General features: G+C 58.5%; 13 protein-coding genes. 9 read left to right on the plus strand and 4 right to left on the minus strand.

What is annotated here, in order from left to right:
* The first annotated feature begins 181 nt into the window (after positions 1–181).
* A complete protein-coding gene (locus tag HB680_RS04610) occupies positions 182–2,377 on the plus strand; it encodes a hypothetical protein (protein ID WP_213937433.1) in 2,196 nt (731 codons plus the stop codon).
* Between the two features lie 297 nt (positions 2,378–2,674).
* On the opposite strand, the gene HB680_RS04615 is transcribed toward HB680_RS04610, so the two are convergent.
* The gene (locus tag HB680_RS04615; RefSeq protein ID WP_213937434.1) at positions 2,675–2,980 is read right to left on the minus strand and encodes a DUF2288 domain-containing protein; all 306 of its coding nucleotides are present in this window, start codon (positions 2,978–2,980) and stop codon (positions 2,675–2,677) included.
* Positions 2,981–3,330: 350 nt separating this feature from the next.
* On the opposite strand from HB680_RS04615, the gene HB680_RS04620 reads away from it, so the two are divergent.
* The 5 genes from HB680_RS04620 (at position 3,331) to HB680_RS04640 (ending at position 8,333) form a co-directional block, all read left to right on the plus strand.
* Positions 3,331–4,458: a branched-chain amino acid ABC transporter substrate-binding protein gene (locus HB680_RS04620; RefSeq protein ID WP_213937435.1), complete on the plus strand. Its 1,128-nt coding sequence runs from the start codon at positions 3,331–3,333 to the stop codon at positions 4,456–4,458.
* A 232-nt stretch (positions 4,459–4,690) separates the two neighbouring features.
* Entirely contained in the window at positions 4,691–5,614 is a 924-nt protein-coding gene (livH, locus tag HB680_RS04625) for a high-affinity branched-chain amino acid ABC transporter permease LivH (RefSeq protein ID WP_054046925.1), read from the plus strand.
* On the plus strand, positions 5,611–6,867 hold the full coding sequence (locus HB680_RS04630) for a high-affinity branched-chain amino acid ABC transporter permease LivM (protein ID WP_213937436.1): 1,257 nt from the start codon (positions 5,611–5,613) through the stop codon (positions 6,865–6,867). The genes livH and HB680_RS04630 overlap by 4 nt, the downstream gene beginning before the upstream one ends.
* Positions 6,864–7,631 carry a high-affinity branched-chain amino acid ABC transporter ATP-binding protein LivG gene (gene livG, locus HB680_RS04635; protein WP_213937437.1) on the plus strand — a complete coding sequence of 256 codons (768 nt, stop codon included), beginning with the start codon at positions 6,864–6,866 and terminating at the stop codon, positions 7,629–7,631. The genes HB680_RS04630 and livG overlap by 4 nt, the downstream gene beginning before the upstream one ends.
* On the plus strand, positions 7,632–8,333 hold the full coding sequence (locus tag HB680_RS04640) for an ABC transporter ATP-binding protein (RefSeq protein WP_059407957.1): 702 nt from the start codon (positions 7,632–7,634) through the stop codon (positions 8,331–8,333).
* A gap of 64 nt (positions 8,334–8,397) precedes the next feature.
* Here the strand turns inward: HB680_RS04640 and acpP are convergent, their stop codons facing one another.
* Positions 8,398–8,637 (minus strand): acyl carrier protein, encoded by a 240-nt coding sequence (gene acpP, locus HB680_RS04645; protein WP_213937438.1) that lies wholly within the window; start codon positions 8,635–8,637, stop codon positions 8,398–8,400.
* Positions 8,638–8,901: 264 nt separating this feature from the next.
* Complete coding sequence (locus tag HB680_RS04650; protein WP_213937439.1) at positions 8,902–9,816, minus strand: LysR family transcriptional regulator; 915 nt, start codon at positions 9,814–9,816, stop codon at positions 8,902–8,904.
* A gap of 105 nt (positions 9,817–9,921) precedes the next feature.
* Here HB680_RS04650 and HB680_RS04655 point away from each other — a divergent pair, with 105 nt between their 5' ends.
* From HB680_RS04655 to HB680_RS04665, 3 genes are all read left to right on the plus strand, one after another.
* Positions 9,922–10,521, plus strand: a complete 600-nt coding sequence (locus HB680_RS04655; RefSeq protein WP_213937440.1) for a short chain dehydrogenase — start codon at positions 9,922–9,924, stop codon at positions 10,519–10,521.
* A gap of 202 nt (positions 10,522–10,723) precedes the next feature.
* Positions 10,724–11,377, plus strand: coding sequence for a hypothetical protein (locus HB680_RS04660; RefSeq protein ID WP_213937441.1), 654 nt, complete (start codon positions 10,724–10,726; stop codon positions 11,375–11,377).
* Between the two features lie 94 nt (positions 11,378–11,471).
* On the plus strand, positions 11,472–13,085 hold the full coding sequence (locus HB680_RS04665) for an NAD(P)/FAD-dependent oxidoreductase (protein WP_213937442.1): 1,614 nt from the start codon (positions 11,472–11,474) through the stop codon (positions 13,083–13,085).
* A 271-nt stretch (positions 13,086–13,356) separates the two neighbouring features.
* Here the strand turns inward: HB680_RS04665 and HB680_RS04670 are convergent, their stop codons facing one another.
* Entirely contained in the window at positions 13,357–14,451 is a 1,095-nt protein-coding gene (locus HB680_RS04670) for a PLP-dependent cysteine synthase family protein (protein ID WP_213937443.1), read from the minus strand.
* Between the last annotated feature and the right edge of the window lie 247 nt (positions 14,452–14,698).

A 14,698-nucleotide genomic window follows, 5' to 3' on the forward strand; every position in this document is an offset into this window, starting at 1 on the left:
TTAAAGATCGCCGAATATTGGCCGATTCATCATAAATCAGGAAGGGACTCCCCTGAGCGGCGCACCGGCCAAGACCCAGTCGCTTGGGCAAATCACACGCGCAAAAAGACGCGAAAACACATTCCGTGAAGTTCGATGACACCGTGTTGTCGAACCAACCAGTCCAGGTACATGGCGCACAATGACTTCTAAAAATAATCCGGCCACTGCGGTATCCGATTTGACGTTGAGCCCAGCGGCCAACAGCCCTTCATCGTCGAAGCCATTGATCCCGTCGCGCCCGCTGGCGACCCAGCAGTACCTGTACTTCACCGAAACCAATACCGACCGCATCCTCGATAACCTCGATGGCCTGCGCGACATGGTGTTCCCGCGCCCACCGCACCTGGAAGGCGACAACGAACAGCACAACGAGCAGGAATTCCCGTCGGTGTGCCTGATCGGCCTGGGCCGTTGCGGTTCGAACATCGCGCTGGACGTCGCCGAACTGGTGTACAACGCGCGCAAGTTCTACCTCAACGAATTCAACAACGAAGATCGCCTGTCGCCGGACAAACGCTACGCCGAAAAAGGCTACAGCCCGGCGCAATGGATTCGGAACAACCTGCGCCTGGGGCCGAACAAGGCCACCAAACCGGTGTTCCTGGTCGAGCCGCTGGTCATGCTCGGCGACCTGGACAAAGACATCGCCGGTCGCATCCGCTTCTCGCGCAAGGGCGAAAAAAGCGGCTTCCTGCGCGACTACAGCAAAATGAAAATCATGGACTTGTCGGAAGTCCACGCCGGTGGTGCCGGTAACGCGCCGATCCTTGGCCAGTACCTGGCCAAGATCATCCTGAACAAGGACACCCAGCGTTTTTCCAGCCCGGACTGGAAGATGATTCACTCGTACCTGATCGACAGCTGCGGGATCAAAGCCAACCAGTCGCGCCTGTATTTCTCGATTTTCAGCGCCGGCGGCGGCACCGGTTCGGGCATGGCGTCGGAGTTCGGCCTGGCCCAGCAGCACTCGTACATGAACAAGACGTTCGACACCAAGCCGATGGACGAGCACGACAGCAAAAGCGGCCACGCGTTTGTCTTCGAGCCGATCTTCACCAGCGGCATTTGCGTATTGCCGAACATTTCCGACCACCGCAGCGAAATGTCCGAGGCGCTGCACATCAACGCCGGTCGCCTGCTGTGCAAATACCTGTCGGAAGAATGGGACTTCTCCTACAACTTCGACAATGAAGACAGCAGCGAAGCCAGCGTCATGGGGCGTATCCGCCCATGGAACGCAATGATGCTGATCTCCAACGACATCATGCGTTACGCCGAAGAAAGCGATGACGGCAACATCCAGAACATTGATGTCAATGCGATGGAAAAGCACGCCAACCAATACATCTCGCAGCAGATCTTCAACATTCTGACGGCGCAGGCGGTCACGACTGACTACGACCAGAACTATTTCCGTCGTGCCGGCATCGACATTGGCGAAACCATTCGCCTGGACGCCAACGATCTGTTTATGAGCCTGGCCGGCCCGGTGGCGATTGCCTACGCCGAGTCCGTGGTGCCGGAAACCCCGGCGCCGAGCAGCGACAAGTTCAAGGTGTTCGATAAAGAGCCGCAGCGCCTGAACATTGATGACCTGTTCTTCCGCTCCATCGACCTGCCGCACTTCAACAAGGTCACCCAGGCCATCGAAGGCATCAGCCTGTTGCCGATCGAATCCAAGCGCTATCGCGCTTCGCTGGAGCAGTACAAGAATTCCGGCTATGACGCGGCCGCGTTGCACGACCTGCACTTCTTCAAGAACTGCTCGTCGGTGGTGTCGATCGTGTCGTTGCCCAAGGACTACAAGCTGTCCTACATGGACCTGAACCGGTTGAAGACGCACCTCAACAGCCTGTTCCCGAACACCACGCTCAAGCGTTACGCACTGGTGATCGGCGCCTCGGCCAACCTGTCGCTGACCACGCTGATCGCCAAGAGCCCGTGCCTGTCGGATGACTTCCTGACGTTGATCGTGGCCTTCATCAAGCGCTGCTTCGCGAAAAACCCGTACCGCTTCGACGAAACCCTGGACAACTCGATCCTCGACTTCATCATCCATGAAGACTTCGACGAAGACCTGATCGACGACCTGCTCAACGAATTCGAAAACCCGGCGAAGATCCTCGATACCAACTGGTACGCGATCAAACCGATGTACGAGAAGAAGTACCGCGAGCTGATCAACGACAAGGACAAGTTCGTGTCGATCAACGACATTCGCCTGTCACGGGATTGCGTGAAGAAGGCGATCAAGTACCTGCGCGAGATTTATCGTCACCGGATTGGCAAGACCAAGGTTATTTCGCTGAATAACCATACTGGCAAGACTTTCTAAATCCGCGTCGCCCCATTCGCGAGCAAGCCCGCTCCCACATTCGACCGCATTCATTCAGGAAGAACGCGGTCACCTGTGGGAGCGGGCTTGCTCGCGAAGGCGGTATCACATTCACCACATTCCCAACATCCAGAAACAATTAAGCAGCCCTTCGGCTGCCCACAAAACTGTTCCCGTTACGTTTACGTCACCCTCCGTAAGACCCTTCTGTGGCCTTTCTCTACGGCAACATGCCATCACGCTACTCGGCTACACACTTTCCGTCGCTTAAAGTGCGCACCATTTTAGTGCCGACCGTCAGCTCGTCGCCCTTTCCTGGATCAGAATCCACGGCGAAACCACCACGGCCCACAACTCGGGATCACGCTCGAAAAGATCCAGCGCCCGCGTTTCAGAGAGCTTGGCGAGGGTATCGGCAGCCAGCCAGGCAGCCACTTTCTCGCCTTCGTCCGTGGCCACGGCTTCGGCGGCGGCGATCAAATCCAGGCTTGGGTCGACCCACAATAGGGCACCCTTGGCGAAGAACGGTTCCAGTTCCTTCCAGGTAATAGATGCGGTCTCACCAAGCAGCTTGGCATAGAGGGTGCTAGGTTCTTCAGTCATGGGTCCTGTCCGGAAAAGAAATCGGCGTGAATGATAACGTCGGTGGTCTGGCAGAAAAACCCGGATGCAATTGAGTCACCGAACGAAAAGCGCAGGAAAGCCAAGGATTGCTGATGAATCAAGCGATTAGCCAGCTAACAACCCGCCGCAATTCTGTATTTTTCTTTCAAAAAAGCGACACCCTTTGGTTTTGCCCCTCGGCGCCAGCTTCCCAGGCTGACAATCGGCGCTCTACACTGTACCGGTACAGTTGCCGGGGGCATTTTCCGGAGGATATCCAAGATATCTGACCCGGTTCTGCTGCTACGGCGCCAGGACTATAAAAACTACAACAGTAAGAGTGGAGCACTATGACTAAGGCTACTAAGCAGATTTCCAAACTGTTTGCCGCTATGGTTCTGGCCGGGGTTGCCAGCCATTCGTTCGCAGCTGACACCATCAAGATCGGTATCGCCGGCCCTAAAACCGGCCCGGTAGCCCAATACGGCGACATGCAGTTCAGTGGCGCCAAAATGGCCATCGAACAAATCAACGCCAAGGGCGGCGTCGACGGCAAGAAGCTCGAAGCCGTTGAATACGACGATGCCTGTGATCCGAAACAAGCGGTTGCTGTAGCGAACAAAGTCGTCAACGACGGCGTCAAGTTCGTGGTTGGTCACCTGTGCTCCAGCTCCACTCAACCCGCTTCGGACATCTACGAAGACGAAGGCGTGATCATGATTACCCCGGCTGCCACCAGCCCGGACATCACCGCCCGTGGTTACAAAATGATCTTCCGTACTATCGGTCTGGACAGCGCCCAGGGCCCTGCCGCCGGTAACTACATCGCCGATCACGTCAAACCGAAAATCGTTGCCGTCCTGCACGACAAGCAGCAATACGGTGAAGGCATCGCCACCGCCGTGAAGAAAACCCTCGAAAGCAAAAACGTAAAAGTTGCCGTATTCGAAGGTATCAACGCCGGCGACAAAGACTTCTCCTCGATCATCTCCAAGCTCAAGCAAGCCAACGTCGACTTCGTCTACTACGGCGGCTACCACCCGGAGCTGGGCCTGATCCTGCGTCAATCCCAGGAAAAAGGCCTGAAAGCCAAGTTCATGGGTCCGGAAGGCGTGGGTAACGACTCCATTTCGCAGATCGCCAAGGACGCTTCCGAAGGCCTGCTGGTGACCCTGCCGAAATCCTTCGACCAGGACCCGGCCAACATTGCCCTGGCTGACGCGTTCAAAGCCAAGAAAGAAGATCCGAGCGGTCCGTTCGTGTTCCCGGCCTACTCGGCTGTTGAAGTCATCGCCGACGGTATCAAGGCTGCCAAGTCCGAAGACACTGCCAAAGTGGCTGCTGCCATCCACGCAGGTTCGTTCAAGACCCCGACTGGCGACCTGAGCTTCGACGACAAGGGCGACTTGAAAGACTTCAAATTCGTGGTCTACGAGTGGCACTTCGGCAAGCCTAAAACTGAAGTTTCGCCTCAGTAAGGCGTTGCCTGACTGACTGCCAATAAAGCCCACGGCGTGCCGTGGGCTTTGTTTTACGAACGTATTGGGCCGCGCTGGCGTGATCCGCCAGTCTCCCCACCTGAAAATCTCAAAACCGTCATCAGCGGTTCGCTGGCAAACCTCGAATTCGAAGTGGATGCAGATCCACGGGGCTCGAGCGGGAAAATGACTCCACCAGTGAAATGCGTATCAGGTTTTTAGGAGCGCAGTAATGCCTGACATCTATCACTTCTTCCAACAGCTGGTTAACGGTCTGACCGTTGGCAGTACGTATGCCCTGATCGCCATCGGCTATACGATGGTTTACGGCATCATTGGAATGATCAACTTCGCCCACGGCGAGGTGTACATGATCGGTTCCTACGTGGCGTTCATCGCCATCGCGGGCCTGGCCATGATGGGACTCGACAGTGTGCCGCTGTTGATGACCGCCGGTTTTATCGCAAGCATCGTCGTCTGCAGTGCCTACGGCTACAGCATCGAACGGATTGCCTATCGCCCCTTGCGTGGCAGTAACCGTCTGATCCCGCTGATTTCCGCCATCGGCATGTCGATTTTCCTGCAGAACACCGTTCTGCTGGCGCAAGACTCCAAGGACAAATCCATCCCCAACCTGATCCCCGGTAATCTTTCCTTCGGGCCAGGTGGCGCACATGAAGTGCTGATTTCCTACATGCAGATCGTCGTGTTCGTGGTGACCCTGATCGCCATGCTCGGCCTGACGCTGTTCATCTCCCGCTCTCGCCTGGGTCGCGCCTGCCGCGCCTGTGCCGAAGACATCAAGATGGCCAACCTGTTGGGGATCAATACCAACAACATCATCGCCCTGACCTTCGTCATCGGTGCTGCACTGGCGGCCATCGCGGCCGTGCTGCTGAGCATGCAATACGGCGTGATCAACCCGAACGCCGGTTTCCTCGTCGGCCTCAAGGCCTTCACTGCCGCAGTACTGGGCGGTATCGGCAGCATCCCCGGCGCCATGCTCGGCGGGCTGGTGCTGGGGGTAGCGGAAGCCTTTGGTGCCGACATCTTCGGCGACCAGTACAAGGACGTCGTGGCATTCGGCTTGTTGGTTCTGGTGCTGTTATTCCGTCCGACCGGCATTCTGGGCCGTCCGGAGGTTGAGAAAGTATGACTAGGAATCTCAAACAGGCGCTCTTCAGCGCTCTGCTGGTCTGGGCTGTGGCCTACCCGGTACTCGGTCTGAAACTGACCATCGTCGGCATCAATCTTGAAGTGCACGGCACCAGCAACATGACCCTGTCGATCATCGCGATCTGCTCGGTACTGATGTTCCTGCGGGTGATGTTCAACGACCCGATCAGCAAGGCCTGGAAATCCTCGCCGAGCATGCCGTTGATTCCGGCCAAGGCCAGTAACTTCCTGACCCTGCCGACCACCCAGCGCTGGATCATCATTGCGTTGATCATCGGTGCCCTGGTGTGGCCATTCTTCGGTTCACGCGGCGCGGTGGACATCGCGACCTTGATCCTGATCTACGTGATGTTGGGCCTGGGCCTGAACATCGTGGTCGGTCTGGCCGGTCTGCTCGACTTGGGTTACGTCGGTTTCTACGCCGTCGGTGCCTACAGCTATGCGCTGTTGTCGCACTACCTGGGCTGGAGTTTCTGGGTCTGCCTGCCGATTGCCGGCCTGATGTCGGCAACGTTCGGCTTCCTGCTCGGCTTCCCCGTACTGCGTTTGCGCGGTGACTATCTGGCGATCGTGACCCTGGGCTTCGGTGAAATCATCCGGCTGTTCCTGCGTAACCTGACCGACATCACCGGCGGCCCGAACGGCATCAGCAACATCGAGAAGCCGACGTTTTTCGGCCTGACCTTCGAGCGTAAAGCGGCAGAAGGCATGCAGACGTTCCACGAGTACTTCGGCCTGGAATACAACTCGATCAACAAGGTGATTTTCCTCTACCTGGTTGCTCTGTTGCTGGCCCTCGGTGCACTGTTTGTCATCAACCGCCTGCTGCGCATGCCGATCGGTCGTGCGTGGGAAGCGCTGCGTGAAGACGAAATCGCCTGCCGTGCGCTGGGTCTCAACCCTACGGTGATCAAGTTGTCGGCTTTCACTCTGGGTGCAAGCTTCGCCGGTTTTGCTGGCAGTTTCTTCGCCGCCCGTCAGGGTCTGGTGACCCCGGAGTCCTTCACCTTTATTGAGTCGGCGATCATTCTCGCCATCGTCGTACTGGGTGGCATGGGCTCTCAGCTCGGCGTGATTCTCGCTGCCGTGGTGATGATCCTGCTGCCGGAAATGATGCGTGAGTTCAGTGAATACCGCATGTTGATGTTCGGCGCCTTGATGGTGCTGATGATGATCTGGCGTCCTCAGGGTCTGCTGCCCATGCAACGTCCTCACATGGAGCTGCGCAAATGAGCCGCGAGATCCTTAAAGTCGAAAATCTGAGCATGCGCTTCGGCGGCTTGCTGGCGGTCAACGGCGTGGCCCTGACCGTGCACGAAAAACAGGTCGTGGCGCTGATCGGCCCTAACGGCGCCGGCAAGACCACCGTGTTCAACTGCCTGACCGGTTTCTACAAGCCGAGCGGCGGCAGCATCCTGCTCGACGGCCAGGCGATCGAAGGCCTGCCCGGCCACGAGATCGCCCGCAAAGGCGTGGTGCGAACCTTCCAGAACGTGCGGCTGTTCAAGGACATGACGGCGGTCGAGAACCTGTTGATCGCCCAGCACCGTCACCTGAACACCAACTTCCTGGCCGGTCTGTTCAAGACCCCTGCGTTCCGCAAAAGCGAACGCGAGGCGATGGAGTTCGCCGAGTACTGGCTGGACAAGGTCAACCTCAAGGAATTTGCCAACCGTACCGCCGGAACCTTGGCGTACGGTCAGCAACGTCGCCTGGAAATCGCCCGTTGCATGATGACCCGTCCGCGGATCCTCATGCTCGACGAACCGGCCGCCGGCCTGAACCCGAAGGAAACCGAGGACCTCAAGGCGCTGATCGGCATGCTGCGTGAAGAGCACAACGTCACCGTGCTGCTGATCGAACACGACATGAAACTGGTCATGAGCATTTCCGACCATATCGTCGTGATCAACCAGGGCACACCCCTGGCCGACGGCACGCCGGAACAGATCCGGGATAATCCTGAAGTGATCAAAGCCTACCTGGGGGAAGCGTAAATGCTGCAATTCGAAAACGTTTCCACCTTTTACGGCAAGATCCAGGCCCTGCACAGCGTCAACGTGGAAATCCGCCAGGGCGAAATCGTCACCCTGATCGGCGCCAACGGCGCGGGCAAATCCACCCTGCTGATGACGCTGTGCGGTTCGCCGCAGGCCCACAGCGGCAGCATCAAGTACATGGGTGAAGAACTCGTGGGGCAGACCTCGGCGCAGATCATGCGTAAGAGCATTGCCGTGGTGCCGGAAGGTCGTCGGGTGTTTGCCCGTCTGACCGTGGAAGAAAACCTCGCCATGGGCGGTTTCTTCACCGACAAGGGCGACTATCAGGAACAGATGGACAAGGTTCTCGGACTTTTCCCACGCCTGAAAGAGCGCTTTGCCCAACGCGGCGGCACCATGTCCGGCGGCGAACAACAAATGCTCGCCATCGGCCGCGCGCTGATGAGCAAGCCCAAGTTGCTGCTGCTCGACGAGCCTTCACTGGGCCTGGCGCCGATCATCATCCAGCAGATCTTCGACATCATCGAACAACTGCGCAAGGACGGCGTGACGGTGTTCCTGGTGGAGCAGAACGCCAACCAGGCACTGAAAATCGCTGACCGCGCGTATGTGTTGGAGAACGGCCGGGTGGTGATGCAAGGCACCGGTGAAGCGCTGCTGACTGATCCGAAAGTGCGCGAAGCGTATCTGGGTGGTTGAGGTTTTGCGGTGAACAAAAAACGGCCTTCGGGCCGTTTTTTTTATGCCCAGAAACCCGCAGTGATTACGGCGAGACACGGTGTGTCAGATAGTCTATCGCCGCTTGAACCGTTCTAATCATTTCGACGTCTTCGTCCGGAATCTCCAATTCAAACGCTTCCTCCAAGCCCATGACTATTTCAACGCCATCCAGGGAATCGGCTCCCAGGCCCTCAATAAAAAGGGCTTCGTTCTTTATCTCAGCTTCGGCTATACCCAATTGCTCAGAGATTATTTTTTTAACACGCTTTTCTATGTCGTCCATTTTTCGCTCCCTGATCGTAACCAACTTAATCTGAATTTATTAAAGACGCGGGAGATTTTCTACTGTCAGAAATAACAGGTCTGGATAACTAATCGTGATGAGCAACTTTCTGTTTATTCCAAACACGTCCATCAAGAAATATCACCAGTCCCCTGTGGGAGCGGGCTTGCTCGCGAAGGCGTCATGTCAGACAAAATGAATGCTGCCTGACACACCGCTTTCGCGAGCAAGCCCGCTCCCACAGGGTCTGTGCCCGGCCTGACGTTATCGCTGAAGTCGGTCCAGCGCCTCACCACTGCGCTTGAACCAGCCAATCAAATAATCCGCCAGCACTTGGGTGCGTTTCGGTAACCCGCCCTGATACGGGTGCACCAGGTACATCGGCATGCGCCGGGTCTGATAGTCCCGCAGGAGCCAGCGCAATCGGCCGTCAGCCAATTCCGCTTGCAGCAGGTACGACGGCAATCGCGCAATGCCGGCGCCGGCCAGTGCCGCTTTTTTCAGCAGGCTGTAATGGTTGCTGGCGAACGGACCCGACACGCGCACCCGCAGCAACTCGTGTTGCTGGTGATACAGCCACTCTTCGCGTCCGCTGTAGTGGCTGTTGAGCAGACAGCGGTGTTCAGCCAGTGACTGCGGTGTCAGCGGTTCGCCGTATTGCTCAAGGTATGCCGGGCTGGCGCAGGTCATTTCGTTCCAGGCCAGTAGCGGCCGGGCCACCAGGCGCTCGTCATTGCCCACTTCCGAGCGAACCGCCAGGTCAAAACCGTCCCGGGACAAATCACGAAAGTTGTTGCTCAGGTCCAGCTCGATTTGCACTTCTGGATACTGGCTGGAGAACTCCAGCAACAAGCCGTCGAAGAAGGTTTCTCCCAGGGAAACCGGAACCGTCATACGCACCGGCCCGGCCATGTCGTCCTTCAGTCGCGCCAATGCCTGACGCGCCCTCTCGACTTGGACTACAAGCGCCTGGGCTTGCGGCAACAGTGCCGCGCCCGCCGCCGTCAAACTCAAACGGCGGGTGGTGCGTTGCAGCAGGACCACGGAAAACCGCGATTCCAACAGGCTGATGCGCTTGGAGAGCTGGCCCTTGCTGCAACCCAATTGCTGGGCCGCCAGGGTGAAACTTCCGGCTTCGATCAACACTGCGAACGCCGCCAGGTCATCCATTTCGCTCATGGATTGTTTCCATTTGAAAACCAAAGGTTGCCCATTAGCGCGCTTATCAAGCAGAAAATCCACTTTAGACTGAGGCCTCGTTCAACCACTTCGAGGAACAGCACGATGAAAATTCTTTTGATAGGCGCAGGCGGCACCATCGGTTCGGCGGTCGACAAGGAGCTGTCCCAGCGTCACGAAGTCATTCGCATTGGCCGCAACAGCGGTGATTTGCATGTGGATATCAGCGACAGCGCCTCGATTCGCACGCTGTTCGAAAAAATCGGCAAGTTCGACGCGCTGGTGTGCGCCGCCGGCAACGTAACCTTTGCCCCGCTGGACGAAATGACCGCCGACAGCTTCGCCCTGGGCCTGAAAGACAAGTTGATGGGCCAGGTCAACCTGCTGCTGATCGGCCGCGAATTCGCCAATGACGGTGCCTCGTTCACCTTCACCACCGGCGTGCTCAGCCACGACCCGATTCGCAGCGGCGCTTCGGCAGCGTTGGTCAACGGTGCGCTGGACAGTTTCGTGCGTGCCGCCGCTATCGAATTGCCTCGCGGCCTTCGGGTGAATTCGATCAGTCCGACCGTATTGCTGGAAGCCATGGGCAGCTACGCGCCGTACTTCCGTGGTTATAAGCCGGTTCCTGCGGCGGATGTGGCGTTGGCCTACGCCAAAAGTGTCGAAGGCCTGCAAACCGGTCAGACCTTTCACGTAGGTTGAGCCGGCGCGATCCGTAGGAGCAAGGCTTGCCCGCGATGGCGTACTTGAGATCGCCATCGCGAGCAAGCTTTGCTCCTACACGCGATGTGTTTGAGGACGCCTTCGCGGGCAAGCCTCGCTCCTACACGGATCGACACATCGGCGGGGTTGTGATGAACGGTCAGGCTGCGTAACGTGGCGGCACTTGTCTGGAGAACCAAAGATGCGTGTTGCCCGTTCCCTTGTCCTCGTTGCCCTGCTTCCGTTGTTCGCCGCGTGCCAGTTGTTCGATGGCCCGCGGCAGAGCGCCTCCCATGTCGGCCAGACCCGCATGCAGGGGCAATTGACCGCGGCGGACGGCAAACTGATGTTCCAGCCGTGCAATGAATCGCGCAGCCTGGTGGTCAACGACACCGGCGGCACCAGCGTGCTGCAAGAGGCCGCAAGCCTGGCCGATGATCAGGGCAAGTTGTTCGCCGACGTGCGTGGCCGGATCAACGGGAGCAGCCTCGATCTGGAGCAGTTGTACCGTGTCGAGCGCTCGGGCACGGCGTGCGACGATCCCAATTTCAAACTGCTGATCCTGCGCGCCGCCGGCCATGGGCCGGAGTGGAACGTCAAGGTCAGCGGCAAAGGCATGGCCATCGACCGTGCCGGCGAACCACCGCTGGCCGTGCCATACGTTGAAGAACAACTGGGCGATGGCCGTTTCAATCTCAGCAGTGAAGCCAACGGCAAGCACATCGAACTGTGGGTCGCGCCCAATCGTTGCGTCGACAACAGCACCGGCAGCATCCAGCACATGAGCGCCGAACTGCGGATCGATGGCCAGGTGCAGCGCGGCTGCGGGTATTTCGGCGGCTCGCGTAACGACTGATCGTTTTTGCCTCACGGGACCGGCGTTTGGGGCTTATAATCGCCGCCTTCAAACGCCTTGGCGCAGTTGTGCGCCCCGCGAACCGGATCCCGTCATGTTACGAATCACCGAACTCAAGTTGCCGATCGACCATCCCGAAGAAGACCTGCGCCCTGCCATCGTGCAGCGCCTGGGCATCGCCAGCGATGACCTGCTCGATTTCACCTTGTTCAAGCGCAGCTACGATGCGCGCAAGAAATCCTCCGAACTGTGCTTCATCTACACCATCGACCTCACCGCCAAGGATGAGGCGGCACTGCTGCACAAGTTCGCCGATGACCGTAACGTCAACGTGGCGCCGGATGTCAGCTACAAAGTGGTCGGCCAGGCGCCGGCCGATCTGCAACAACGTCCGATCGTCGTCGGTTTCGGCCCGTGCGGGATTTTCGCCGGGCTGCTGCTGGCGCAAATGGGCTTCAAGCCGATCATCCTCGAACGCGGCACCGAAGTGCGCCAGCGCACCAAAGACACGTGGGGCCTGTGGCGCAAAAGCGTGCTCAACCCCGAATCCAACGTGCAGTTCGGTGAAGGCGGCGCGGGAACATTCTCCGACGGCAAGCTCTACAGCCAGATCAAGGATCCGAAATTCATCGGGCGCAAAGTCCTGCATGAGTTCGTGAAAGCCGGCGCGCCGGAAGAAATCCTCTACGTCAGCAAACCGCACATCGGTACGTTCCGTCTGACCGGCGTGGTGGAAAACATGCGTGAGCAGATTCGTGCGCTGGGCGGCGAAGTACGCTTCCAGCAGCGGGTTACCGACGTGTTGATCGAGGACGGCCAACTGGTCGGCGTCGAGCTTAATGGCGGCGAGCAGATTCATTCGAAACACGTGATCCTGGCCCTCGGCCACAGCGCCCGGGACACCTTCCGCATGCTCCACGGCCGTGGCGTGTTCATGGAAGCCAAGCCGTTCTCGGTGGGTTTCCGCATCGAACACCCGCAGTCGCTGATCGACCGCGCACGCCTGGGCAAATACGCCGGCCACCCGAAACTCGGGGCGGCCGACTATAAACTGGTGCACCACGCCAAAAACGGTCGTTCGGTCTACAGCTTCTGCATGTGCCCGGGCGGCACCGTGGTCGCCGCGACTTCAGAGCCGGGCCGCGTGGTCACCAACGGCATGAGCCAGTACTCGCGTAACGAACGCAACGCCAACTCCGGAATCGTTGTCGGCATTACTCCGGAAGTCGACTATCCGGGCGGCCCGCTGGCCGGTATCGAGTTGCAGGAACGCCTGGAATCCCACGCCTTTGTGCTCGGCGGCAGCAACTACGAAGCGCCAGCACAACTGGTCGGCGACTTTATCGCCGGCAAGCCGTCCACCGAACTGGGCAGCGTCGAACCGTCCTACAAACCGGGCGTGGCCCTGGGTGATTTGGCCCTGGCCCTGCCGGCATTCGCCATCGAAGCGATCCGCGAAGCCTTGCCGGCGTTCGAGAAGCAGATTCGCGGTTACTCACTGCACGACGCGGTGTTGACCGGGATCGAGACGCGCACCTCGTCGCCGTTGCGAATTACCCGAAACGAATCGATGCAGAGCCTGAACGTGAAAGGCTTGTTCCCGGCCGGCGAAGGCGCGGGTTATGCGGGTGGAATCTTGTCGGCAGGTGTTGACGGGATTCGGATTGCAGAAGCCATTGCCCGCGACATCCTCGGTCTAGAGGCTTGATCAGCAACACCTGAACACTGCAAAACCCTGTGGGAGCGAGCTTGCTCGCGATGACGGCGGAACATTCAACAGAGATGTTGGCTGGTCTATCGCTTTCGCGAGCAAGCCCGCTCCCACATTGGCTTCATGGTGTGAACGCCATTTGTGCCACTGCGAAGATCCCTTGTGGGAGCGGGCTTGCTCGCGAATGCGGATTAACATTCAACAGAAATGTTGACTGATCTACCGCTTTCGCGAGCAAGCCCGCTCCCACATTTGATCTGCGGTGTGGTCAGATATTGGCGCGCAGGATGCTGGCTGGAAGCGGTTCGCCGCGCTCGACACTTGCCGCCACAGCATCGATCAACCCACTCAATTCATACCCCTGGCCCTTGAGCCAATCCTGGTCGTAATAGGTGGTGGCGTAACGTTCGCCGCCGTCGCACAGGATCGCCACGATCGACCCCGACTCCCCCGCCGCCACCATTTGCTGGGCCGCGATCAAGGCGCCGATCAGGTTGGTGCCGCTCGACCCGCCCACGCGCCGGCCCAAACGCTGCGCCAGGTAATGCATGGCCGCCAGCGACAAGGCGTCCGGCACTTTGACCATCGCGTCGATCACCTTGGGCAGGAACGACGCTTCCACCCGTGGCCGGCCAATGCCTTCAATCCGCGAGCCGCAGTCCAGGCGCAACGTGGCATCGCCAGTCTGGTAATAATCGAAGAACACCGAACGCTCGGCATCGGCGCACAGCACGCGGGTGCAATGCTGGCGATAACGCACGTAGCGGCCGAGGGTCGCGGTGGTGCCGCCGGTGCCGGGGCTGGAAATCAACCAACTCGGTTCCGGGTGTTGCTCGAAACGCATCTGCTGGAAGATCGACTCGGCGATGTTGTTGTTCGCGCGCCAGTCGGTGGCGCGTTCAGCGTAGGTGAATTGATCGATGAAATGGCCATCGTGTTCGCGGGCCAGACGCTCGGACTCGGCGTAGATCTGGGTCGGATCGTCCACCAAATGGCTCTTGCCACCGTAAAACGCGATCTGTGCGATCTTCTCCTTGGAGGTGGTCGCCGGCATCACTGCAATGAACGACAACCCCAGCAAACGGGCGAAATACGCCTCGGAAATCGCCGTCGAACCGCTGGACGCCTCGATCACCGGCGCGCCGGGCTTGAGCCAGCCATTACACAGCGCGTAGAGGAACAGCGAGCGCGCCAACCGATGTTTCAGGCTGCCGGTGGGATGGCTGGACTCATCCTTGAAATACAACTCGATGCCCGGCAAACCCGGCAGCGGCAAAGGAATCAGGTGGGTGTCGGCGCTACGCTGGAAGTCGGCTTCGATGATCCGGATGGCTTCGCGGGCCCACTGTCGGTTGTCGCTCATGGTGGTGATCTCGTTGAATAGTCGGCCTTGTTGCAAGGCTCAGCCACTAAGCTTAGGAAAAAACCTACATCACGCACAGATACAGCTGAGGTCCAATACGTCCGGCAACTGCTAGGCTCAGTCCTCATTGGGCCTTACGGCCGATCACGTTGTAACGGCATATAACAAAAAAGAATATAACTTTTGTTTTAACAACTAACGGTACGGGTTAGGGTGTGCCACCTTTTGAATTCATCGATGGAGAGCG

This window comes from Pseudomonas sp. dw_612 (assembly GCF_018449725.1).
In the GTDB taxonomy this organism is placed as follows: domain Bacteria; phylum Pseudomonadota; class Gammaproteobacteria; order Pseudomonadales; family Pseudomonadaceae; genus Aquipseudomonas.

Bases quoted from the DNA above. Each gene is read 5' to 3' on its own strand.
- HB680_RS04610 (WP_213937433.1), top strand. From the start codon at position 182: ATGACTTCTAAAAATAATCCGGCCACTGCGGTATCCGATTTGACGTTG.
- HB680_RS04615 (WP_213937434.1), bottom strand. From the start codon at position 2,980: ATGACTGAAGAACCTAGCACCCTCTATGCCAAGCTGCTTGGTGAGACC.
- HB680_RS04620 (WP_213937435.1), top strand. From the start codon at position 3,331: ATGACTAAGGCTACTAAGCAGATTTCCAAACTGTTTGCCGCTATGGTT.
- livH (WP_054046925.1), top strand. From the start codon at position 4,691: ATGCCTGACATCTATCACTTCTTCCAACAGCTGGTTAACGGTCTGACC.
- HB680_RS04630 (WP_213937436.1), top strand. From the start codon at position 5,611: ATGACTAGGAATCTCAAACAGGCGCTCTTCAGCGCTCTGCTGGTCTGG.
- livG (WP_213937437.1), top strand. From the start codon at position 6,864: ATGAGCCGCGAGATCCTTAAAGTCGAAAATCTGAGCATGCGCTTCGGC.
- HB680_RS04640 (WP_059407957.1), top strand. From the start codon at position 7,632: ATGCTGCAATTCGAAAACGTTTCCACCTTTTACGGCAAGATCCAGGCC.
- acpP (WP_213937438.1), bottom strand. From the start codon at position 8,637: ATGGACGACATAGAAAAGCGTGTTAAAAAAATAATCTCTGAGCAATTG.
- HB680_RS04650 (WP_213937439.1), bottom strand. From the start codon at position 9,816: ATGAGCGAAATGGATGACCTGGCGGCGTTCGCAGTGTTGATCGAAGCC.
- HB680_RS04655 (WP_213937440.1), top strand. From the start codon at position 9,922: ATGAAAATTCTTTTGATAGGCGCAGGCGGCACCATCGGTTCGGCGGTC.
- HB680_RS04660 (WP_213937441.1), top strand. From the start codon at position 10,724: ATGCGTGTTGCCCGTTCCCTTGTCCTCGTTGCCCTGCTTCCGTTGTTC.
- HB680_RS04665 (WP_213937442.1), top strand. From the start codon at position 11,472: ATGTTACGAATCACCGAACTCAAGTTGCCGATCGACCATCCCGAAGAA.
- HB680_RS04670 (WP_213937443.1), bottom strand. From the start codon at position 14,451: ATGAGCGACAACCGACAGTGGGCCCGCGAAGCCATCCGGATCATCGAA.